Origin of the sequence: Haliea sp. E1-2-M8 (genome assembly GCF_030649675.1) — a bacterium.
Classification (GTDB): Bacteria; Pseudomonadota; Gammaproteobacteria; order Pseudomonadales; family Halieaceae; genus Haliea.
Genome location: NZ_JAUTDR010000004.1, coordinates 168,109 through 187,606, shown reverse-complemented (window position 1 = coordinate 187,606; position 19,498 = coordinate 168,109). Strand labels below are relative to the sequence as shown.

The 19,498-nt window shown below is 63.7% G+C and carries 19 protein-coding genes; 14 read left to right on the top strand and 5 right to left on the bottom strand.

Annotation, left to right across the window (positions count from 1 at the left end; genetic code table 11):
• The first annotated feature begins 134 nt into the window (after positions 1-134).
• From Q6D67_RS05045 to Q6D67_RS05035, 3 genes are all read left to right on the top strand, one after another.
• Positions 135-1,316, top strand: coding sequence for a PQQ-dependent sugar dehydrogenase (locus Q6D67_RS05045; protein WP_304704492.1), 1,182 nt, complete (start codon positions 135-137; stop codon positions 1,314-1,316).
• Between the two features lie 88 nt (positions 1,317-1,404).
• Positions 1,405-1,653, top strand: a complete 249-nt coding sequence (locus Q6D67_RS05040) for a TIGR02647 family protein (protein ID WP_304704491.1) — start codon at positions 1,405-1,407, stop codon at positions 1,651-1,653.
• A gap of 77 nt (positions 1,654-1,730) precedes the next feature.
• A complete protein-coding gene (locus Q6D67_RS05035) occupies positions 1,731-2,327 on the top strand; it encodes a hypothetical protein (protein ID WP_304704490.1) in 597 nt (198 codons plus the stop codon).
• A 7-nt stretch (positions 2,328-2,334) separates the two neighbouring features.
• On the opposite strand, the gene Q6D67_RS05030 is transcribed toward Q6D67_RS05035, so the two are convergent.
• Complete coding sequence (locus Q6D67_RS05030; RefSeq protein ID WP_304704489.1) at positions 2,335-2,898, bottom strand: SDR family NAD(P)-dependent oxidoreductase; 564 nt, start codon at positions 2,896-2,898, stop codon at positions 2,335-2,337.
• Positions 2,899-2,996: 98 nt separating this feature from the next.
• Positions 2,997-3,200, bottom strand: a complete 204-nt coding sequence (locus tag Q6D67_RS05025) for a DUF2892 domain-containing protein (protein WP_304704488.1) — start codon at positions 3,198-3,200, stop codon at positions 2,997-2,999.
• A 139-nt stretch (positions 3,201-3,339) separates the two neighbouring features.
• On the opposite strand from Q6D67_RS05025, the gene Q6D67_RS05020 reads away from it, so the two are divergent.
• Together Q6D67_RS05020 and Q6D67_RS05015 are read left to right on the top strand one after the other, a co-directional pair.
• A complete protein-coding gene (locus Q6D67_RS05020) occupies positions 3,340-4,191 on the top strand; it encodes a class I SAM-dependent methyltransferase (RefSeq protein ID WP_304704487.1) in 852 nt (283 codons plus the stop codon).
• 8 nt (positions 4,192-4,199) lie between these two features.
• On the top strand, positions 4,200-4,766 hold the full coding sequence (locus Q6D67_RS05015) for a YaeQ family protein (protein ID WP_304704486.1): 567 nt from the start codon (positions 4,200-4,202) through the stop codon (positions 4,764-4,766).
• Here the strand turns inward: Q6D67_RS05015 and Q6D67_RS05010 are convergent.
• Positions 4,742-6,076 (bottom strand): alkaline phosphatase, encoded by a 1,335-nt coding sequence (locus Q6D67_RS05010; RefSeq protein WP_304704485.1) that lies wholly within the window; start codon positions 6,074-6,076, stop codon positions 4,742-4,744. The genes Q6D67_RS05015 and Q6D67_RS05010 overlap by 25 nt on opposite strands.
• Before the next feature lie 100 nt (positions 6,077-6,176).
• Here Q6D67_RS05010 and Q6D67_RS05005 point away from each other — a divergent pair, with 100 nt between their 5' ends.
• The 8 genes from Q6D67_RS05005 to Q6D67_RS04970 all read left to right on the top strand — a co-directional run bounded on the left by Q6D67_RS05005 (position 6,177) and on the right by Q6D67_RS04970 (position 15,446).
• Positions 6,177-6,680 (top strand): GNAT family N-acetyltransferase, encoded by a 504-nt coding sequence (locus Q6D67_RS05005; protein WP_304704484.1) that lies wholly within the window; start codon positions 6,177-6,179, stop codon positions 6,678-6,680.
• Between the two features lie 5 nt (positions 6,681-6,685).
• Complete coding sequence (locus Q6D67_RS05000; protein ID WP_304704483.1) at positions 6,686-7,336, top strand: thermonuclease family protein; 651 nt, start codon at positions 6,686-6,688, stop codon at positions 7,334-7,336.
• Between the two features lie 108 nt (positions 7,337-7,444).
• Positions 7,445-9,367, top strand: coding sequence for a GGDEF domain-containing protein (locus Q6D67_RS04995; protein WP_304704482.1), 1,923 nt, complete (start codon positions 7,445-7,447; stop codon positions 9,365-9,367).
• Positions 9,368-9,406: 39 nt separating this feature from the next.
• Entirely contained in the window at positions 9,407-10,429 is a 1,023-nt protein-coding gene (locus tag Q6D67_RS04990; RefSeq protein WP_304704481.1) for an ABC transporter permease, read from the top strand.
• Between the two features lie 3 nt (positions 10,430-10,432).
• Positions 10,433-11,500, top strand: a complete 1,068-nt coding sequence (locus Q6D67_RS04985) for an ABC transporter permease (protein ID WP_304704480.1) — start codon at positions 10,433-10,435, stop codon at positions 11,498-11,500.
• 25 nt (positions 11,501-11,525) lie between these two features.
• Positions 11,526-13,493 (top strand): extracellular solute-binding protein, encoded by a 1,968-nt coding sequence (locus tag Q6D67_RS04980; protein ID WP_304704479.1) that lies wholly within the window; start codon positions 11,526-11,528, stop codon positions 13,491-13,493.
• 7 nt (positions 13,494-13,500) lie between these two features.
• A complete protein-coding gene (locus Q6D67_RS04975; RefSeq protein ID WP_304704478.1) occupies positions 13,501-14,472 on the top strand; it encodes an ABC transporter ATP-binding protein in 972 nt (323 codons plus the stop codon).
• Positions 14,469-15,446 carry an ABC transporter ATP-binding protein gene (locus tag Q6D67_RS04970; RefSeq protein ID WP_304704477.1) on the top strand — a complete coding sequence of 326 codons (978 nt, stop codon included), beginning with the start codon at positions 14,469-14,471 and terminating at the stop codon, positions 15,444-15,446. The genes Q6D67_RS04975 and Q6D67_RS04970 overlap by 4 nt, the downstream gene beginning before the upstream one ends.
• A 30-nt stretch (positions 15,447-15,476) precedes the next feature.
• Here Q6D67_RS04970 and Q6D67_RS04965 read toward each other — a convergent pair whose 3' ends face one another.
• Positions 15,477-16,286, bottom strand: a complete 810-nt coding sequence (locus Q6D67_RS04965) for an enoyl-CoA hydratase (RefSeq protein ID WP_304704476.1) — start codon at positions 16,284-16,286, stop codon at positions 15,477-15,479.
• Positions 16,287-16,616: 330 nt separating this feature from the next.
• On the bottom strand, positions 16,617-18,305 hold the full coding sequence (locus tag Q6D67_RS04960) for a wax ester/triacylglycerol synthase family O-acyltransferase (RefSeq protein WP_304704475.1): 1,689 nt from the start codon (positions 18,303-18,305) through the stop codon (positions 16,617-16,619).
• Between the two features lie 197 nt (positions 18,306-18,502).
• On the opposite strand from Q6D67_RS04960, the gene Q6D67_RS04955 reads away from it, so the two are divergent.
• A complete protein-coding gene (locus Q6D67_RS04955) occupies positions 18,503-19,342 on the top strand; it encodes an ion transporter (protein WP_304704474.1) in 840 nt (279 codons plus the stop codon).
• Positions 19,343-19,498 lie beyond the last annotated feature (156 nt).

Here is a 19,498-nt window from a genome sequence, read left to right as displayed (position 1 = left end):
GGATACTTGCACCACCCCGCCCCGGACGCAAGACTTGACGCGAACACCATATCATCTGCTTGCGCGGCGACTTAGAGAGATTGCCGCCGAACCGCTATACTGAATGGCCATGTTCACGACACGGAGTTCCAGTCATGAGATTATTGGCAATCATGCTTACCCTGCTGCTGACCGCCGCCGGGCATGCCGCCGCCCAGCCGGCTGGCGCCGGGGAGACCCGCTATTCCGCCTTCCACGACTACCGCGTGGTGACCGTGGTCGACGGCCTCATCCGGCCCTGGTCCATGGCTTTCCTGCCTGATGGCGAGCTGCTGGTCACGGAGCAACCCGGGCGGCTGCGAGTGGTGCACGATGGCGAACTGTTGCCGGAGCCGGTGACCGGGATACCGGAGGTGTTCTACCAGGGTCAGGGCGGATTGCTGGATGTGGTCCCACACCCGGATTTTGCCAGCAACCGGCTGCTCTACCTGTCCTACTCCAAGCCGCTGCCGGAGGACGAGTCCACCACGGCCGTGATCCGCGGACGCTACCGGGACGGCGCACTGCAGGATGTTGAGGAAATCTTCGAAGCCCGATCCCGCGGCCGCGGTCACTACGGCTCGCGCATCGTCTTTGATGGCAAGGGGCATATTTTCGTCACCATCGGCGACCGCCAGGCGCCCCCCTCAGGCGAACTGGAGCAACACCCGGCCCAGCTGCTGTCGAATCACCACGGTGTCGTTGTGCGCCTGATGGAGGACGGCAGCATTCCTCCCGGCAACCCCTTTGTCAACGAAGACAAGGCTCTGGACGAGATCTGGAGCTACGGCCACCGCAACTCCCAGGGCATGATCATGAACCCGGCAACCGGCGACCTGTGGCTGACGGAACACGGACCCCAGGGTGGCGACGAGCTGAACCTGGTGGAAGCCGGCGCCAACTATGGCTGGCCGGTGGTAGGCTATGGCGTCAATTACAGCTCCGGTGCCGCCATCCATGCCGGCACCCACGCCGAGGGCATGACCCAGCCGCGCAAGGTCTGGGTGCCCTCAATCGCCACCTCCGGCCTGGCACTGTACAGCGGTGACGCATTCCCGCACTGGCGCGGCCATCTGCTGGCCGGCGGCCTCGCGGGCCAGCAAGTGGCCCTGCTGCAGCTGGACGGCCAGCGTGTCGTGCGGGAGGAGAGCCTGGTCAGAGGCCTCGGCCGAGTCCGCGACGTACGCCAGGGGCCGGACGGCTTTGTCTATCTCGCGATTGACGACCGCGGCGCCAAACCGTCCGCGATCGTGCGTCTGGAGCCGGTCGTTCGCGCGCCGCTGCCGGAGCCTGACTGACAGGCGCCCGGGATCGCCGGACCGCGGACTACAGCCCGGGGCGCAGTAATGCGCTATGCTTGCGCCATAACACTGCCAGGACGCTGCAATGACCTTGACCCCGGATCTGCTAGACGAAATTGACCTGCTGCTGAAGTTCGATCTGAGCAGTGCCCAGGTTGGACTGAAAATCCACAGTGATGCGGCGCCGGAGATCATCGCCGCCGCCAGCCGGCTCCACGCCAAAGGGCTGGTTGACCGTGAGGACGGAGGCTTCCTCACGCCGCTGGGGCACGAGGCGGCGGAGCACCTGCAATTCTTGCAGCAAATCCTTACCGCCGATCCAGCCGCAATCTGAGCAGTCCGCACAGGCAGCAACCGTCAGCTTTGCTATGCTTTGGTGACCGCACCGAGATTTCAGGGGAGGTTGCTGTCGTGAACCCGATCCGCACGCTTGGCGCCACGCTGCTGCTGGCCCTGCTGCCCGCCAGTCTCCACGCCCAGTTCGACCCCATCGGAACCATCACCGCGGTGGTCGACGGAGAACCCCGGACCTGGCACATCCCGGGCGCGACCATCGAGGATGGTGGCTCCGGTGCCATGTGGATGATGCTGGACGACAAGTCTGGCACTGCCGTTCTCGGGGGCTTCGATTCCCGGGATATCCGTTTCGGGCGCGACCCCGACACCGGCTACCCCAGTGTTTCGGGCAGCGGCAGCCAGATATCGATCTCCTTTGGCTTCACCCCGGGCACCAGCAGCAATCGCTACACCCTGCCCGCCCAGGGCAGCGAGGAGGCATCCATCCTGCTGCTGCCCCAGGCCGGGGTCTACAACGTCATGTATGACATGGACGAGGGCACCCTGGACGCCAGCCGCATCGACGCCAGCCGATCCGGCCCGTCGGCGTTTGCCGGCAGCTTCTCGGGCACACTGGTCGACAAGGACGGCGCTGTCGTCCACCGGATCACCGATGGTCGGTTCAGCGTCGACAACGCGATGTTTTTCGAGCTGGAGTCCGCCACTGACTAGTGTCGGTTCAGGGCTGGCGGCTGGCCACCGTATCCGCGGCCATCGCCTCCAGCAGCCGGAAGGTGCCGGTGGGGTCACTGCGCTTGAGCGCCAGCAGGTCCATCTCCGCACCCTTGCCGACGGCGATCTCCTCGGTGCCACTGGCGAATCCTTCCACAATCGCTGCCGCGCACTCGTCGACATCCATGCCGCTGTCGATATCTTCATCCGCCGCGCCGGTCGGCGCCCCGGTTCCGGTGAGAGCGTTGCGCGCGATATCCGTGCGGACAAAGCCTGGCACTATGGTAGTGACCCCAATACCCAGATGCGCCACTTCCGTGCGCAGGGCATCAAAAAAACCCATCACCGCGTGCCTGGCGGCACAGTAACCCGTGCGCAGGGGAACTCCCACCTTGCCCGCGACACTCGCGGTCACCGCCACATGGCCGCTGCCGCGGGCGGAAAGCACCAGCCGGGCTCCGCGAGCCGCGAGCTGCCTGGCCAGTGCCGCACCAATCCCGCCCGAGGCACCGGTGATCCAGACCACTTGGCCCTGAAAGTGATTGCCCTGTGCGGGGCCAGTATCAGCCATTGTTCCGCTCCTGTTCGTGCATTGGCCCGGCATTATCGGTGAACCCTGCGCAACAAAAAAGGGGCCCGAAGGCCCCGCTTCTGTTCATGGCCGAGTCCTCAGGAAAACGCAGTTCCAGTTCTCACACCGAGCTTTTTAAACAGGATTGCGGCGGGACAGAAACCGGTGAACGCGGCCTGCAGCAGGTTGGCACCCACAAAGGCGGTAAACCACAGCCAGTAGCTGCTATGGATCTGGGCCAGCACGAGGCTGAGCAAAATCATGCTGCCGGCAAAAGCCATTACCGCACGATCAATTGTCATAACATTCTCCTTCGGGTAAACCCTCCAAGCATGGAATTACATTAGTCTTTTCTTATATATTTGTCAAAGCGGTCGCGACATTGGCAGCGTCCAATGCTGTATCCTTGTGGCTAACAGAAAAAGAATCAGGAATCGGTTTATGAGTAACGCGGAACAGGTGGCCTACTGGAACGGTGAAGCGGGCCGCAAATGGGCAGACAACGACGCAATGATGGCGCACATGCTGGCCCCCATAGCGCAGGACTTGCTGCAGCACGCCAGGGTCGAAGGCGCCCGGCGCGTGCTGGACGTGGGTTGCGGGGGTGGCAGCGAAACCCTGATGGTGGCAGAACATCTCGGCCCACAGGCCACGGTGCTCGGTGTGGACATTTCCGCCCCGCTGCTGAACGTCGCCCGGGAGCGCGCCCGGGCGGCCGGTGGCGGCGGCAAGCAGGTCGACTTCCTGGAAGCGGATGCTTCGACCCATGCCTTCCCGCCCGCCAGTTTCGACCTGCTGTTTTCACGCTTCGGCGTCATGTTCTTCGACGACCCGACGGCGGCTTTCGCCAACCTGCGGCAGGCGCTCCAGCCGGGCGCCAGGTTGGCTTTCTCCTGCTGGCAGCCGCTGCAGGAGAACCTGTGGGCGCTGCTCCCGCTCAAGGCTGCGTTCCAGCACCTGCCGCCGCCGGAACCCCCGCCCCCCCATGCGCCAGGCCCGTTTGCCTTTGCCGATGCCGACTACACCCGCTCCGTACTGGAGGGCGCCGGGTTCACCGATATAGACATTGCGCCGCATGCGGTAACCATGGCCTGGGGGCGCGAGGACGACCTCGCCACTACCGCCCGGGACATGCTGAACATGGGCCCGGTAAGTCGGCTGCTGCAGGACTGCGACGCAGCACTCAGGGAAACCGTCCATGCCGCCGCCGTCGAGGCCATGGCCCCCTGGTTTAGCGAGGGCAAGATCCGCTTGCCCGGGGCGGTGTGGCTGGTGACGGCACGCAAGGCATAAGCGCAGGAATGGCGCTCAAGTCCACCATCTTCAAGCTCGACCTCAACGTCGCCGACCTGGACCGCCAGTACTACGCGGACTTTCCGCTCACCCTGGCCCGGCACCCCTCGGAAACCGACGAACGAATGATGCTGCGGGTGCTCGCGTTTGCCCTGAACGCGAGTGAGAGCCTCGAATTTGGCCGCGGCATCAGCACCGATGACGAGCCGGACCTGTGGCAAAAGGACCTGACCGGCAGCATTGAAACCTGGATTGAACTCGGCACCCCCGACCCGGACCGCCTGCGCAAGGCCTGCTCCCGGTCGCGGCGGGTCATTCTTTACGCCTACGGCGATCGGGCCGCGCCGGTCTGGTGGCAGAAACACGGCCCGAGCCTGGAACGGTTCAAACACCTGGAAGTCTGGCAGATCCCTGATGCCGCTGCCCGCGCGCTGGCTGCGATGGCGCGCAGCGGGCTGGAGCTGCAGTGCACGCTCTCCGGCGGCGAAGCCTGGTTGAATGGCGCCGGCGAATCGGTAACAGTGCGCCCGCAGGTTTTGAAAGAGGGCACTCAGGCCGCGATCACCACACGGTGAGAGCCACCCGGCTGGTAGTCCCGCTCACTGATGGTATCCACAAACAGCCAGTCTGCTTCCAGCGCGCCGGGCGTCACGGTCAGCAGCATGAAACCGCGCTGATGTAGATTGCAGTATTGCAGCTCTTCGACCAGCAGGGTCATCGCCTCCGCCAGCTGCAGCGCCTCCTCACCGGCCACGCTCAGGTATTTTTCCATGCCTGGAGATGACACGCTCGCCGTCGCCAGGTGCATTTTCGCCATCAATACCTGCTGGCCCAGCAGCTGCCAGCGGGCATTCGATGCGGCGAAGCGCTCACCCAGCCAGGCCAACTGCGACGCCCCCAGCAAGCTCCGCTCAGGGTTACCGAGGTCGTGCCTGAACCGGTCCTGGTCCATGTCACCGGTTGCGGAATCCACATAATCGCGATATTCCAGCTGCCGGTCGCGGCCGATGATGCGGGTGTCCAGCATGTGCAGGGACAGCAGGTCGGCGAAATCGAAGCTGCGGTAGATCTGTTCGTTGCCCTCTGCAATCGGGGGGCGCACCGGCAACCACTCATACCAGGCCCGCAGGGCCGCCAGCTTGCGTTCGCCGAAATCACCTTCCTCGGCCGAGTGGTTCTCTGCCCCGTCGAGCCAGGTATCATTGGCGATCTCGTGGTCATCCCACACCGCAATGCAGGGCGCGGCGGCGTGCATTGCCTGCAGATCCGGGTCCGTACGGTAGAGGGCGTAGCGCTTGCGGTAGTCCGCCAGACTGTAGAGCTCTTCGGCATTGTCAGCGGACAGGCTGCGACCCAGCTGCTCTGCGTTTTCTGTAGCATAGCCACCGGTGCCGTATTCGTAGAGGTAATCGCCCAGGTGCAGAAACGCGTCCAGGTTCGCCAGGCGGCTGCCTTCACGGTAAACATGGAAATAGCCCGCTGGATAATTGGAGCAGGAGAACACAGCCAGCCGCACCTGCTGTACGCCGCCGGCAGGCAGGGTTTTGCTGCGGCCCACCGCAGTCATGCTGTCGCGGGCGGCAAAGCGGTAAAAATACTCGGTGCCCGGGTTGAGATCGCGCACCTCGACCTTGACAGTGTAGTCACGCCCGGCATCGGCCCGAACTTCACCACGCCTGATCACCCGGTCGAAGGCGTCGTCCTCTGCCAGTTCCCAGGCCAGATCGAGGGCGAACTCGCGTGCGGGTGGCGTGGCCCGGGTCCACAGCAGCACGCTATCCATGCCTGGGTCACCCGAGGCGACACCGTGCTCGAATCGGGCGGCAGAGAGCACGCCCCGCGACTGCAGCGGCTGACAGCCGCCCAGGGCTGTGGAGACTGCCACAGCAGCCCGCGAGGGTGGAGGACAGGCGGAGAAAATGGCGGCGAGAAATCCTCGGGCGCGGTATCCTGAGCAAATGACAACAGACAAGGTTAAAGCACAGATGTTAAAGGCCCGTGACACCATTGTCCCCGACATACTGCCACTGAGTGACATGCCGCAGGCTATCGACATCCTCGCCGAGGCGCACCTGGCCGAGTGGCGGGAGCTGTACCCCGAGGATACGGTGGCCAGCTTTGCCGAGGACCTTGCCCACTCGCTGGGTACGGACCCGGTACCGTCGACCTGGGTGCTGGTGGCCGGTAGCGCCGTGATTGGTTCCGTCTCCCTGGTTGAACAGGACCTGGACAGCAGGCCGGAGCTCACGCCCTGGCTGGCCAACCTCTGGGTCGACCGGGAGTGGCGCGGCCGCGGGCTGGGCAAGCGGCTGGTGCTCCACGCCTGCGAACAAGGTCGCCTGCGCGGACTGGAACGGCTCTACCTGTACACGCCCGAGCATGCGGCTTTCTACCAGGCCCTGGGCTGGGAGACGCTGGCAATCTCCACCAAAAATGGTGTCCCCATCACCCTGATGAGCAAGCTGCTGCAGCGCGGGCCCCGGCAGTGAAACGCATGACCGCTCGATCCCGCACCAACCTGGCCCGCGTCGCGGTAATACTGCTGGGGCTGACCCTGTTCCAGTACTTCTTTGGGGGCGAAATCACCTGGCACCGGCAACTGCTGGCGACGGTGACTGGCGACGATGGCGCCGAACCCGGTTGGCGCCACGCTGCGGACAAGCTGGAACAGGCGGGAGCGGCGAAAGAGGGCACCCCGCTGCCAGAGTTCGACATTACCGGCCGCGTAGTCCGGGTGGCGGACGGCGACACGGTCTCCCTGCTGGACGCCAGCAACACCCAGCACCGGATTCGCCTGTACGGCGTTGACGCACCGGAGAATGGCCAGCCCCACGGCGACAGGGCCCGTGAGGTGCTTGCCGGAATGGTCGCAGGCAGGCGTCTTGGCGTGGTGGTCGTTGAGACCGACGACTACGGCCGACTGGTGGGCACCCTCTACGCCGACGGCAGCAATATCAACCTGGCGATGGTGCAGCAGGGCCACGCCTGGTGGTACCAGTACTTCGCCCGCCATGAACGGCTGCTGGAGGCTGCCGAGAGGGAGGCGCGCAGTGGCCGGCGTGGATTGTGGGCAGATACCAACCCGGTTCCACCCTGGGACTGGCGCCGGCGGCAGCGCCTGGGTAATAACCGGCAGGAGCGCTGAAGCTCTCGGCTGCCGGCCGGATGCCATCTTTACATGACTGGCGCTGGCACTTGCCTTGTCGGCTGGGGTAGCATCCAACCTTACTGTCAACCCGGGCGAATTCCTGCCGTGAAACAGATTCTATGCCTGCTCCTGCTATTGCTGACAAGTGCCGGCATTTCTGCGCAGCCCGAGCCGCCCGCCACCGCAGGAGGCCTCCGTGACAGGCTGAGTGCGCTTGAGGACGCCGGCTGGCGCGATCCCTGGCGCACCTGGGCAGAGCTGCAGACGCTTGAGCCCGAGCTGGATGCGGCAGGCAGTGAGGCCCGCCTGCACTTTTATCTGGTCAGCGCGCTGACCCTGCAGTGGCAGTACCAGCAGGCACCATTCCGGCGCAGCATTGAGGAGGGGCTGGCGCTGGTAACGGAGCAGACTCCCGCGGAGCGGCGGCTACTGCTGGCCACACTACAGGGCGTCAGCCTGCGGCGCGATGCGCTCTACGAGGAAGCCATAGCCGTCCTGGAGCAGACCGCCGCCGAGGCCAGTGCCCAGGGACAGGACTTTGCCTACGTGCTGTCCAAGACCGAGCTGGCTTTCACCCAGAGCCTGAATGGTCATCACGACACCGCTCTCCTGCAGCTGCAAAGCGCCTTCAGGACCGGGAGCGAGATGCGGGACCCCTTTTCGGTGGCCGTGGTGAACGAAACCTTCGGCGCGGTGTACGGCTACATTGGCGAGTATGCCGAATCCCTCAAGCACTACCAGCGAGCGCTGGAGACCTACTCTGCCCTGGGTTACCGGGGCTACGAGGCAGAGGCGATCAACGGCCTGGGCATCACCTGGCGTTATTCGGAGGAATGGGACAAGGCGATTGCCAGTTTCAAGCGCTACCGCGAACTGACAGAAAGGCAGGGCAGCGACCACAATACCTTTGTCGCCTTCTATGGCCTGGGGATGACCTACGCGGAACAGGGGGCCTGTGAATCCGCCCTGACAGCGATCGACAAGGCACTGTCTGTCGCGGGAATACAGGACTTTCGCGCCGAGCTGCTAAAGCGCCAGGCCGTGTGCCTGGCACAGGCCGGGGAAGCCCAGGCGGCGCTGGCCGCCATCGCCAGTGCGCGCGCGATTTTCAACGCCATTCCCGAACTCACGGGCACCAGCTGGCATCTCGATGTGGACCGGGCCGAAGCTCTGGTACATTTTCACCTGAACGAGCACGAGCGCGCGTTCAGCAAGCTGCTGGCCTTCCATGAGGACTTCACCGAGCTGCAGGCCCGCAGTGCCTCCGAACGGGTCATGCGCATGCGCGTCGACCTTGAGGATGAGCGCAAAAACACCGAAATCAGATTGTTGCGGGAGCAGGCACGGGCAGACCATCTGGAAATCCAGCAGCGCGAACAGGACATCCTGTACCAGCGCATCACTATCGCCTTCGCCGCTGGCATAGCGCTGCTGATATTGCTGTTCCTGGTTCTGCAGCGTCGCAACACGCTGCGGTTCCGCGAGCTTTCCCAACGCGACGCACTGACGGGGCTGTTCAATCGACGCTACATTTTTGCAATGCTGGACGAGATCACAGCCGGTTTGCCCCATGATCGCGGCTTGCTCGCCGTCATCGTGCTGGACCTGGACGACTTCAAGGACGTCAATGACCGTTACGGGCATCCCGTTGGCGACCGCCTGCTGCGGGCGATTGCGGAAATTGGCTCCGAGACGCTGCGCGCGGGGGACGCCATGGCGCGGGTCGGGGGCGAGGAGTTCCTGTGCGTATTGCCCCGTACCAGCACAGAGCAGGCGGCGGGTGTAGCCCAGCGGCTGGCGCAGCGTATCGGCGAGCACCATGTTACGCTGGATGACGGCCGCGAGGTGGGGGTCACCGCCAGCGTCGGGATCGCGGGTTTCAGCGCCCAATGTCGCGATGCCAACAGCATCTACGCCTGTGCGGATCGCGCCCTGTACGAATCCAAGACCAGCGGCAAGAACAGGGTTACGCTTGCTTTGCCCGAGGGGGGCTTTGTGGCACCATCCGGGGCTGCACTGGTTTATTGAACCGCAGCTGACGCGACCACAGGGGCCCTGAAGGCACACATGCGCGATTATTTCCTCCGACGCCTTCTGCTCGTCCCCCCTACACTGATCGGTGTCACCATCATCGTTTTCGCCATCACCCGCCTGGTACCCGGTGGGCCGCTGGAGCGGGCGATCATGGAAACCCAGCAAATGAGCATGTCCGGCGGTGGCGGATCGCAGATGGCGGGACAGGGCATGGCCATTTCCGAGGCCCAGCTGGACCGGCTGCGCGAATACTATGGCTTCGACAAGCCGGTGCTGCAGAGCTATTTCCACTGGCTGGCCAAGGTGGTCCGCGGCGACCTGGGCTCCTCTTACCGCTACAACGAGCCGGTGTGGGATGTGATACAGCAGCGCTTTCCGGTGTCCCTGTATTATGGACTGGTGACCCTGGTGATCACCTATGCGGTCTGTATTCCGCTGGGGATTCTCAAGGCCATACGCCACCGCACTTTGGTCGACAACATCAGTTCCATCCTGATTTTCATCGGCTACGCCATTCCCGGCTACGCCCTGGGTTCCCTGCTGATCCTGTTTTTTGCCGTGCGTCTCGAGTGGTTTCCCATGGGCGGCTTTGTCAGCTACAACTTTCAGGATCTGGGACCCGGGGAACAGGCGCTGGACCTGCTGAGCCACTCGGTGCTGCCGCTGACCTGCTACCTGGTGGGCAGCTTCGCCCTGGTCACCCTGCTGCTGAAGAACCACCTGATGGACAACCTCGCTGCCGACTACATCCGCACCGCGGTCGCCAAGGGTGTGTCATTCCGCCAGTCGGTCACCCGCCACGCGGTGCGGAACTCCCTGATCCCGATTGCCACCACCTTCGGCCAGAATATCACCCTGCTGGTCTCGGGCTCATTTCTCATCGAAACCATTTTCGACATCGACGGCTTCGGCCTGCTGGGTCTCACCGCGATTCTCGACCGCGACTATCCGGTGGTCATGGGCGTGGTCCTGCTCGCCAGCCTGCTGCTGCTGATCGGCAACATCCTGTCGGACATTCTGGTCGCCCTGGTCGACCCCCGGATCAGGTTCCAGTAGCCCGTGCCCGGCCTGAACCCCCAGACCCGCAAGAAGCTGCAGCGCTTCCGCAAGATCAGGCGCGGCTACTACAGCTTCCTGCTGCTCGCCGGGCTGGGTGTACTGCTGGCCTTCGGCGAACTGCTGATCAACAGCCGGGCGCTGGTGGTGAGCTACGAGGGCCAGCTCTATTTCCCGACCTACAGCGATTTCCGCCCCGGCACCGATTTCGGCCTCGATTATGCCTACGAGACCAACTACCGGGAGCTGAAAACCCACTTCCAGCAGCAGGAGGAGGGCAACTGGGTACTGCTGCCGCTGGTGCCCTACGACGCGTACGAAAACCACGCCCCGGGTGGGGTCTTCCGGCCCCTGCCACCCACCGCGGCAGAGCAGCACTACCTGGGCACCGACACCACCAGCCGCGACATTCTCGCTCGCCTGTTCTACGGCACCCGCATCGCCCTGGTCTTTGCCCTGATCTTTACCGCCTGCGTCTATGGCATTGGCATCAGCATCGGCTGCGCCATGGGCTATTTCGGCGGCATTTTCGACCTCGTATTCCAGCGGATTATCGAAATCTGGTCGAATGTGCCTTTTCTCTACATGGTGATCATCATCTTCTCGGTGATCCCCTCCAGCGTGGCCGTGACCACCCGGATCGGCATCCTGTTGCTGGTCATGGTGCTGTTCTCCTGGACCGGCATGACCTACTACATGCGCACGGAGACCTATAAGGAGAAGTCCCGTGACTACATCGCGTCGGCGCGGGTTATCGGCGCCTCCAACTCGCGGATCATCTTTCGCCACATCATGCCCAATGTGCTCTCGACCCTGGTGACCTTCATGCCGTTCACCATCGTCGCTGCGATTTCCGCCATCACCGCGCTGGACTTCCTCGGTTTTGGCCTGCCGCCACCCACACCCAGCCTGGGCGAGTTGTTGAAACAGGGCACCGCCAACCTGCGCACCGCTCCCTGGATCGTGATTGCCGCCTTTGGCACCCTGGTCGCGCTGCTCACTTTGGTGACCTTCATCGGCGAGGCCATCCGCGAATCATTCGATCCCAAAACCTTTTCCGTTTACCGTTAGCGATCCGTTAACCGAGGTCACTGCAATGAAAAAGACATTGTCCACACTGTTACTGACCTGCCTTGTGCTCCTCCTGGGAGGGTGCGGCAACTCAGATAATGAACGGGCCGCAGACGCGGCGGACGATGCGGCAGCGGCAGCCGGAGTCAATGCCGAGGTCGAAGCGTTCTACGCCGCCAACCCGGACTTTTTCGGGTTCAAGACCCCCGCGGACCTGCCGCCCGACCTGGCCTGGACCAGCAACGAGCACCTGCCGGAAGTCGGCTCGCCGAAGGCAAAAAAGGGTGGCACCCAGTACGGGGCCCTGCAGGACTTCCCGCGGACACTGCGCACGGTCGGCCCCGATTCCAACGGCAGCTTCCGCCCCTTCCTGCAGGATGATGTCGGCATGGGCCTGGCCCACCTGCACCCGGACACGCTGGAGCTGTTCCCGGGCCTGGCCGAAGCCTGGGCAGTGGACTGGGACAATCAAACCGTATACGCGAAGCTGGATCCGGCTGCGACCTGGTCCGATGGCGAGCCGATCACCGCCGACGATTTCCTGTTCATGTTCTGGTTCTACCGCTCGCCCTATATCATGGCGCCCTGGTACAACAATTTTTACAGCACCACCTATACCAACATCACCCGCTACGACGACCACATCATCTCGATAAGCATGGCGGAGTGGAAGCCCGATATGGACGAGCGCGCCCTGTTGCTGCGCCCCATCCCCCGCCACTTCTACCGTGAGATGGGCGACGATTTCAGCGAGCGCTACCAGTGGGCCTTTGAACCCACGTCAGGAGCGTATATTGTCCGCGACCAGGACATCCGCAAGGGCCGCTCCATCGCCCTGACCCGGCACGAGAACTGGTGGGCCCGGGACAAGAAGCACTGGCGCTACCGCTTCAACCCGGATCGCATCCAGCTCAGCGTCATCCGCGATACGCCGAAGATGTTCGAGGCCTTCAAGCGCGGCGACATAGACCAGTTCGGCCTGAATCTGGCCGAGTACTGGTACGAGAAACTGCCGGATTCCGACCCCGATGTGCAGGCGGGCTATATCCACAAGGTCACCTTCTACAACCAGCGACCGCGCCCGCCTTTCGGCCTCTGGATCAATACCGGGCGGCCGTTGCTGGACAACCGGGATATCCGCGTCGGTATCGCCCACGCCACCAACTGGGACATGGTGATAGAGAAATTCTTTCGCGGCGACAATGAACGGTTGAATACCGGCAACGACGGCTTCGGGGAATATTCCCACCCGACCCTCAAGGCCCGTGAGTTCGATATTGCCAGGGCGCAGGAGCACTTCGCCAGGGCCGGCTTCAGCCGCCGCGGTGCCGACGGCATCCTGGTCAACGAGGCCGGGCAGAAGCTGTCCTTCACCCTGTCCACCGGCTACGAGACCATGCGCGACGTGCTGACCATTCTGCGCCAGGAGGCCGCCAAGGCAGGGCTGGACCTGCGCCTGGAGATCCTCGACGGCACTGTCGGCTGGAAGAAAGTGCAGGAAAAGCAGCACGACATATCCTTCACCGCTTTCGGCCGTTTTCTTGAGGAATACCCACGCTTTTGGGAGCACTACCACTCCGACAACGCCTGGGACCGCGCTTTTCTGGAGGATGGCAGTGTCAACCCCGAGCGGCAGCCCAGGACCCAGAGCAACAACCTGGAAGCCTTCGCCCTGCTGGAGATGGACCAGCTGATCGAGCGCTACCGGGCATCTACCGACAGGAACGAGATGATTGCGCTGTCGCACCAGATGATTGAGCTGCACCACGAACACGCCTCTTTTGTGCCGGGTTTCTATCAGGGCTTCTTCCGGGTCGCGCACTGGCGCTGGGTGCGCTATCCCGAGGACTTCTCCTACAAGCATGCGGCGTCCCCCGGCGAACTGTTCGTCCACTGGATTGACACCGAGATCAAGGAAGAGACCCAGGCCGCCCAGCGCACCGGCAAAACCTTCGAACCGGTGATCAAAGTCTACGACCAGTGGGCTGAGTAGCGCGCCGATGGCATTGCTGGAAGTCGACAACCTGGTCACCGAGTTCGCCACCGACGAGGGCCTGGTGCGTGCGGTCGACGGCGTCAGCTTCAGCGTCGAACCCGGCGCCACGGTGGGTATTGTCGGCGAATCGGGCTGTGGCAAAAGCGTCACCGCGCTGTCCATCATGCGCCTGCTGCCACAGCCGATGGGCCGCATTGCCTCAGGCGAAATTCGTTTCCAGGACCGGGATCTGGCGCAGTTGCCCATCCCAGAGATGGAGAAAATTCGCGGCTGCCGCATCGGCATGGTATTCCAGGAACCGATGACTGCCCTCAACCCGGTGCACACCATCGGCCGCCAGCTCACCGAGGGCATGCTGCTGCACAAGATCTGCGAACCCGCCAATGCCCTGCGGGCGGCGGCGGATCTGCTGGACCGGGTGGGGATTCCCTCGCCGGAGGTGCGCCTCGGTGAGTACCCGCACCAACTGTCGGGGGGCATGCGCCAGCGGGTGGTGATCGCCATGGCCCTGGCCTGTCGGCCGAGCCTGCTGATTGCCGATGAGCCCACCACCGCGCTGGACGTTACTATCCAGGCCCAGATCCTGGAGCTGATCAAGGACCTGCAGGCGGAGATGGGGATGGCGGTAATCATGATTACCCACGACCTCGGCGTGATCGCGGAGACCTGCGACCAGGTGGTGGTGATGTACGCGGGCAAGGTCGCCGAACGCGGCACGGTATTTGATATCTTCGACCGCCCGGCACACCCCTATAGCCGCGGTCTGCTGCAATCGATCCCGCGGCTGGATACGGAACCGAAATCACGTCTCGGCGTTATCGAGGGCATGGTGCCCGGGTTACGTGACCTCCCCCTGGGCTGTCGCTTCGAGAATCGCTGCGAGTACGCCATGGACCGCTGCCGGGAGCTGGTGCCGGTGCTGGAACAGGTCGCGGACGGCCATAGCGTCAGCTGCATTCGTTGGCGGGACCTGTGAGCGCACCCCTGCTGGAGGTCAACAACCTCGCCATGCACTTCCCGGTCCGGGAGGGCCTGCTGCTGCGCGCCAGGGCCTTCAACCGGGCGGTCGATGGGGTCTCTTTCAGCATCGGGCCGGGGGAAACCCTGGGCCTGGTCGGCGAGTCAGGCTGCGGCAAGTCCACCCTGGGGCGCTGTGTGGCCCGCCTGTACCAGCCTACGGGCGGCAGCATCCGCTTTGACGGGCAGGACATCACCAGCATGCCGGCCCGCACCTTGCGCCCCCTGCGCCAGGACATCCAGATGATCTTCCAGGACCCGATGGAGTCCCTGAATTCACGCCACACGGTGGGGGATATCCTGGAAGAACCCTTCCTCGTGCAGAAGATCGGCGACCGGCTCTGGCGCCAGAAGCGGGTGGCGGAGCTGTTGAATACCGTCGGCCTGCCGGCGCGCTCGGCAAGCCGCTATCCCTTCGAGTTCTCCGGCGGTCAGCGCCAGCGGATCGGGATTGCCCGGGCCATTGCGCTGAATCCCAAGCTGGTGATCTGCGATGAACCGGTATCGGCGCTGGACGTCTCCATCCAGAGCCAGATTCTCAACCTGCTGGTGGACCTGCAGCGGGAGTTCAATCTGTCCTATCTGTTTATCGCCCACGACCTGGCGGTGGTGAAGCACGTCTCCGACCGGGTTGCGATCATGTACCTGGGGAAGATTGTGGAGACAGCGGCCAGCGAGACTATCTACCATCAGGCGCGCCACCCCTACACCAAGAGCCTGATAGCCGCCATTCCCGTGCCGGACCCGCACCGCAGCGTGCAGCGCCAGGTTCTGCGCGGGGATGTACCCTCTCCCATCAACCCGCCCTCCGGCTGCAGCTTCCACCCCCGCTGCCCGGTCGCGGAGCCCCGCTGTGCGGAACAGGAACCCGAGCTGATTGATAGCGGCGCGGGCCAACTTGCGGCCTGCCACCTGATCCAGCGCCAGACCTGACCCTGGTGCGGGTGTTCACCGCAGCGGGCGCTATCCTTGCGGCCACACAGGCTGGCGCTTGCCGAAAAACGCCTGGGTACCCTCGCGGGCATCCGCGGTGGTCATGGTCTCAATCATCGGTTCACAGGTGGTGCCATAGGCTTCTGCGAGAGGTTGGTTGAGTTGCTCATAGAACGCCGACTTACCCCGGGCAATGCCCTCGGTGGACTTGCTCGCGATTTTCTGCGCCAGCTGTTCGGTGACGGAGTGCAGCCTGTCAGCCGCCACCGCACGATTGACCAGCCCCATGCGCACTGCATCCCCGGCGTCAAACAGGTCGCCGGTCAGGGCCAGCTCCATGGCGTGTTTGCGGTGGATGTTGCGGCCCACCGCAACCAGCGGCGTGGTGCAGAAAGCCCCGATGTTGACCCCGGGGAGACAAAAACGTGCCTCTTCACTGGCGATGGCGAGATCGCAGGCTGCTACCAACTGACAGCCTGCCGCGGTTGCAATACCCTGGACACAGGCGACCACCGCCTTGGGAGATTGGGTTATCCCCAGCATGAGGCGAGAGCAGGCCTCCAGAATCCCGCGCATCCGCGCCTTGCAGGCAACGTCCGTCTCGCCAGCCTGAGGTGCCATTTCACGCAGGTCGTGACCAGCGGAAAAAGCCGGGCCGGAGCCGGCGATAACAATACAGCGCACATCTGTATCCGCTTCCGCGGCGGCCAGCGACTCCTGGAGCAGGTCGATCATCTGGCTGGAGAGCGGATTACGCTGCCCGGGCCGGTTCAGCGTGAGCCAGAGTACCGATCCGGACATTTCGGCGGTTACCCAAGGGGGGGATGGTGCTGGAGCCATGGTGCTTCCTCGCTTCGGGTGGTGATTGGATTCGATACTGGCCTCCTGCAGGCGACCTGTCCAGCTGATAACTGATCGGGGCCACGGCAAATATCGTATACTCTATTCAGCCGCAGCAGCAGGACACAGGGTCATGGCAGAGAACAACTCGCTACCGAAAACAGCATCCCGATATCCCCGACTACCCTGCCGGGGCTGCACCCCGGACTGCAAAAACTATGCGGTTTGTGAGGGCACGCCCTGGCGCATCGAGCGCGACGGCAAAGTTCCGGCCGGGCACGCCGGGACCCGCCGCACCTAGTACCCTGCCTCCAGGTGGCAGGGTACTAGCTATCGCCGGGCCTTGGCGCGTGCGGCCAGCTTAGGCGCGGCCAGCTTCGGCTTGACGGCCGCTTTGCGGGCCGCTGCGGTTTTGGCTTTGACCGGCTTTCCTGGCTTCACTCTCCCGGCCCTGGTCGGCGTCGCAGCTTTTTTCCTGGCCTTGGCCTTGGTCTTGGACTGCGCTCCGGTCTTGCTCGCCACTTTCGCTTTGGTCGATGCTTTCGCCGCGGGGCTGCTCGCCGCTTTCTTCCGCGCCTTGCGCTGCACCGGCTTGCTGGCCTTGGGCACAGCCAATACCTCCGCTTGCAGGGCGGCATAGGCGGCGTACAGGCACTGCTCGTAGAAGCCCGGATCGGGCATCATTTCCCGGCAGGCCTGGAACGACACGGCAATCTGCCCGTGGTAGCTGGTCACCGCGTGGAACAGGCCCATATTGTCGATGCAGGGCCCCAGACCATAGCTGCGCAGCACTTGGGCACCGCCCATGTACAACGGCACCTGCGGGCCCGGCACATTGGTCACAATGGTGTTGAAAATCGGTTTCATGCCGGCCATCAACCCTGACCCCAGGGCGGCGCGCACCCCCAACGCCGCCAGCTCTGCCGGCAAACTCTGGGTCATGTCCGTCATCAGCCGCGCGCCCACAGCCTCGTGGTAGGCCTTGGAGCCGACCGCTCCCTCGTGCACCGCCTGCAGGCGCTCGCGGGGACCGGCGATATCCGTGCCCAGGGCAATGACCATCATCGACACCTGGTTGCCCGCGGCAGTGGCGTCTTCGGTTTTGCGCACGTTGACCGGCGCGCCTGCCACCAGACTGCCTTCCGGCAGTTCTCCCTTGTCCAGCAGATAGTGGCGCAGAGCGCCGCCGACAATGCTGAGGATAACGTCGTTGACGGTAGCGCCGGGCACGGCGTCTTTCATCTTCCGGATCAGGCCGAGATCGAAGTCCGCAGCGCCCAGGACCCGGTGCGGCGAGACGGCCGCATTGAAGCGCGTGCGCTCCTTGTCCCCCAGGGTGCGGAATTTCTTCGCCTTGACTCCCTGATGCACCCGGCGCCAGGCCGGAATGCCCGCGGTCACCAGGCGGGCGAGCCGGAACGGTGCCCACATATTGACCTTGTAGGCGCGCCAGAGCATTTCCACCCTGCTGAGCCCCGGGTCCTGTACCGGAGACGCCTCCTGCCGCGGCGACGGCGGATTGGGGGTAAGGTCGTGCAGGGCCGAGATGATTTCCACCCCGGAGGCACCGTCAATCGCCGCGTGATGGATCTTCAGGAACATGGCGTAACAGCCCTCGGGCAGGCCCGCGACATTGTCCAGGCCTTCGATGATATAGGCCTCCCAGAGCGGGCGCGAACGGTCCAGCGGACGGGCGTGCAGGCGCGCCACCAGGATCGACAGCTGGCGCCAGTCGCCGGGTTTCGGCAGGGCGATATGGCGGACGTGGAATTCCAGGTCGAAATTCTCGTCTTCCACCCAGTAGGGCTGATCGAGGTTGAGAGGGACCATCGCCAGTTTGCGCTTGAACACCGGGGACCGGTGTAAACGGCTGGCAAAGGTATTGAGGATGTCCTTGAAACGCACCACCTCAGTGCCGGTGGTGGAGGGGTCATAGATCAGCAGCGGCGCGATGTGCATCGGCGAATTGTTCATTTCTGCGTACAGAAAAGTGGCATCCAGCCCACTCAGTTGATGCATACGACCACACCTCCCGACTATTCCCGGGCGCCAAATGACACCCTCTTCGCAGTATAGCCGAGATCAGTCACGGCGTTTGCGGGTTAGCGTCAGCCAGTCGAGGACGATGCCGGCCCCAGGTCTGGCAATAGCTCGCAAAAATAGCAGCGGCGCTCTAGAATCCCCGCTCCCGAACTCTTGCCCGAGCAGCTCACCACATGCCTCCCGCATCCCTATCGTCTTCCGGTTCCAGCGTGTTGCGCCGGATAGAATCCAGCCGCCTGTTCCAGGGCGCGGTGATCGCCATCATCATCCTCTCGGCGCTGACCATCGGCGCCAAGACCTACGAGTTGAGCCCCTGGGTGGAACGCACCCTGGGCATCCTCGACACAGCGATCACCGTCTTCTTTCTGCTGGAGATCCTGTTCCGCTTCGTCGCCTGTCCAGACAAGCGGCGTTTTTTCCTCGACGGCTGGAACATCTTTGACACCATCGTGGTGATCGGCAGCCTGATCCCGCTGGACAACTCCGAAGCCGTACTGCTGGGGCGGCTGTTGCGGGTATTCCGGGTCCTGCGCCTGGTTTCGGTGTTACCCGAGCTGCGTTTCCTGATCAACTCGTTGCTCAAGGCCATACCGCGCATGGGCTACATCGCCCTGCTGATGTTCATCATCTTCTACATCTACGCCGCGATCGGCTCCATGTTCTTTGCCGGTGTCGACGAGTATTTGTGGGGCGACGTGGCAGTGTCCATGCTGACCCTGTTCCGGGTCGCCACCTTCGAGGACTGGACCGACGTCATGTACGCGACCATGGAGCTCCACCCGCTGAGCTGGATCTACTACCTGACCTTCATCTTCCTGACTGCGTTCATCTTCCTCAACATGATGGTAGGCGCGATCCTGGAGGTCATGAGCTCGGAGCAGAACGCCCGCGAAGTCCAGCAGGCCCACGACGAGCGCGACCGCATCGTCCACCAGCTCGATGCAGTACAGGAGCAGCTGCGAGCCCTGACCCTGGCGGTGCAGGCGCAGCAGCCCCCCGACCGGCGGGCATGAGGGCGCGGACCGGCGGCACCCCGCATGGACACCGGTACAAGTTCACAGTGCGGTGGTATTTGGACCCGGTTTCGCGGATAATCCCGCGCCTTCCATAATCGCCAGCCGCTGGCGCCGGGCACCCCTGCACGGCGGCGGTTCGTTTTGCGGTTCCCG

Excerpts from the sequence above, each read along its gene's own strand:
- Q6D67_RS05005 (WP_304704484.1), top strand. The coding sequence starts at position 6,177 with ATGTTAAAGGCCCGTGACACCATTGTCCCCGACATACTGCCACTGAGT.
- Q6D67_RS04960 (WP_304704475.1), bottom strand. The coding sequence starts at position 18,305 with ATGCATCAACTGAGTGGGCTGGATGCCACTTTTCTGTACGCAGAAATG.
- Q6D67_RS05045 (WP_304704492.1), top strand. The coding sequence starts at position 135 with ATGAGATTATTGGCAATCATGCTTACCCTGCTGCTGACCGCCGCCGGG.
- Q6D67_RS05030 (WP_304704489.1), bottom strand. The coding sequence starts at position 2,898 with ATGGCTGATACTGGCCCCGCACAGGGCAATCACTTTCAGGGCCAAGTG.
- Q6D67_RS04965 (WP_304704476.1), bottom strand. The coding sequence starts at position 16,286 with ATGGCTCCAGCACCATCCCCCCCTTGGGTAACCGCCGAAATGTCCGGA.
- Q6D67_RS04975 (WP_304704478.1), top strand. The coding sequence starts at position 13,501 with ATGGCATTGCTGGAAGTCGACAACCTGGTCACCGAGTTCGCCACCGAC.
- Q6D67_RS05015 (WP_304704486.1), top strand. The coding sequence starts at position 4,200 with ATGGCGCTCAAGTCCACCATCTTCAAGCTCGACCTCAACGTCGCCGAC.
- Q6D67_RS04955 (WP_304704474.1), top strand. The coding sequence starts at position 18,503 with ATGCCTCCCGCATCCCTATCGTCTTCCGGTTCCAGCGTGTTGCGCCGG.
- Q6D67_RS05000 (WP_304704483.1), top strand. The coding sequence starts at position 6,686 with ATGACCGCTCGATCCCGCACCAACCTGGCCCGCGTCGCGGTAATACTG.
- Q6D67_RS04990 (WP_304704481.1), top strand. The coding sequence starts at position 9,407 with ATGCGCGATTATTTCCTCCGACGCCTTCTGCTCGTCCCCCCTACACTG.
- Q6D67_RS05040 (WP_304704491.1), top strand. The coding sequence starts at position 1,405 with ATGACCTTGACCCCGGATCTGCTAGACGAAATTGACCTGCTGCTGAAG.
- Q6D67_RS04980 (WP_304704479.1), top strand. The coding sequence starts at position 11,526 with ATGAAAAAGACATTGTCCACACTGTTACTGACCTGCCTTGTGCTCCTC.
- Q6D67_RS05020 (WP_304704487.1), top strand. The coding sequence starts at position 3,340 with ATGAGTAACGCGGAACAGGTGGCCTACTGGAACGGTGAAGCGGGCCGC.
- Q6D67_RS05025 (WP_304704488.1), bottom strand. The coding sequence starts at position 3,200 with ATGACAATTGATCGTGCGGTAATGGCTTTTGCCGGCAGCATGATTTTG.